The organism is Deinococcus marmoris DSM 12784, assembly GCF_000701405.1.
GTDB lineage: Bacteria > Deinococcota > Deinococci > Deinococcales > Deinococcaceae > Deinococcus > Deinococcus marmoris.
On record NZ_JNIV01000225.1, the window covers coordinates 1 to 1,783 of the forward strand.

Genomic DNA, 1,783 nt, shown 5'->3' on the forward strand with positions numbered 1-1,783 from the left:
GGCACGATTTGCCGAATTAGGAAAACATCCGTCCAGGCCGCTGGATTTGGGGGTCAAAGCGGCTTGAGGGTGGTCAAAACTGTCCGAACCATTGGTGAATCTGGAAGCCGATCAGATGGCCAAGTACGCCGAACGCCTGCTGTTGATGCGCGATTGGACGCCCCCAACTTCAGATGAGGCAGGCCGTGACGGTCAGGAGATGGGCGCGTGACCGTGGCCCCCACCGCGCTGTCACCAATCACTGAACTCCTGTCGGACCTGCGGGCAGGGCGGCCCGTGATCCTGGTGGACGACGAGAACCGCGAAAACGAAGGGGACCTGCTGATGCCCGCGGCCACGGCGACGCCGGAGTGGATCAATTTCATGGCGCGCGAGGGCCGGGGCCTGATCTGCGTGACCCTGACCCCTGAGCGGGCGCAGCGCCTGGACCTGACCCCCATGGTGGGCCACAGCACGGACCCGAACGGCACGGCTTTCACGGTCAGCGTAGACCACAGCGGCAACACCACCGGCATCAGCGCCTTTGACCGCGCCGCCACCATTGCGGCCTTGATGGACGACACGGCCCAATCCACCGACTTCCGGCGTCCAGGACACATCTTTCCACTGGTTGCTCGGCCCGGTGGGGTGCTGCGCCGCGCGGGACATACGGAGGCCGCGTGTGATCTGGCGCGGCTGGCGGGCTTTGCGCCGGTGGGCGTGATCTGCGAGATCATGGGCGACGACGGCGAGATGAGCCGCCTGCCGGACCTGCTGACCTTCGGCGAGAAGCACGGCCTGAAGGTAGGCAGCATCGAGGCGCTGATCACCTACCGCATGGAGCATGACCCATTCATGGTGCGGGTGGCTGAAGCAGAGCTGCCCACCGGGTACGGCCCCTTCCGCATCGTGGGCTTCGAGGACGCCATCAGCGGCGCGGAACATGTGGCGCTGGTGATGGGCGAGGTCACGCCGGAGCCGTTGTTGGTGCGCGTCCACAGCGAGTGCCTGACTGGAGACGGTTTCCACTCGCTGCGTTGCGACTGCGGCGCGCAACGCGACGCGGCCATGCAGGCCATCGCGGCCGAGGGCCGGGGCGTCCTGGTGTACCTGCGGCAGGAGGGACGCGGCATCGGCCTGCTGAACAAGATCCGTGCTTACCACCTGCAAGACGGCGGCGCGGACACCGTCGAGGCCAACGAGCGGCTCGGTTTCCCCGCCGACGCCCGCGACTTCGGCATCGGCGCGCAGATGTTGCACCTGCTCGGCGCGCGGCAACTGCGCGTGTTGACCAATAATCCCCGCAAGTTGAGCGCCCTGGGCGGCTTTGGCTTGGAGGTGGTGGAGCGCGTGGCGCTGCACGCGGGCCACAACGAACACAACGCCGATTACCTGAAGACCAAGGCGGACAAACTCGGCCACATCGGCACAGACGGCAACCACGCATCATTGCTCTAAAAGTCCGGGAGGCGTTTTGAATGGCCCTTCCCGGACCACCCCCATCCCTTGCTCAAGGAGAATCCATGAACCGAATTGAAGCCCATCTGCTCGCCACCGACTTGAAGTTCGCTGTGATCAGCACCCGCTGGAATCACCTGATCGTGGACCGTTTGGTGGAGGGCGCGGAACTCGCGTTCGTCCAGCACGGCGGCAAAACAGAGCATCTGGACCACTATCTCGTCCCCGGCGCTTACGAGGTGCCGCTGATCGCCCGCAAACTGGCCGAGTCTGGCCAGTACGACGCGGTGGTGTGCCTGGGGGCCGTCATCAAGGGCGATACCGATCATTACGATTTTGTGGCGGG

Annotated in this window: 2 protein-coding genes; both read left to right on the forward strand. The window is 65.1% G+C overall.

Features of this window, described 5'->3' with window-relative positions; all coding sequences use genetic code 11:
- The first annotated feature begins 207 nt into the window (after positions 1 to 207).
- Entirely contained in the window at positions 208 to 1,437 is a 1,230-nt protein-coding gene (locus tag Q319_RS0123405; RefSeq protein WP_281173859.1) for a bifunctional 3,4-dihydroxy-2-butanone-4-phosphate synthase/GTP cyclohydrolase II, read from the forward strand.
- Between the two features lie 65 nt (positions 1,438 to 1,502).
- The coding region (gene ribH / locus Q319_RS0123410) for a 6,7-dimethyl-8-ribityllumazine synthase (protein WP_029484780.1) at positions 1,503 to 1,783 on the forward strand (281 nt) is incomplete at its 3' end.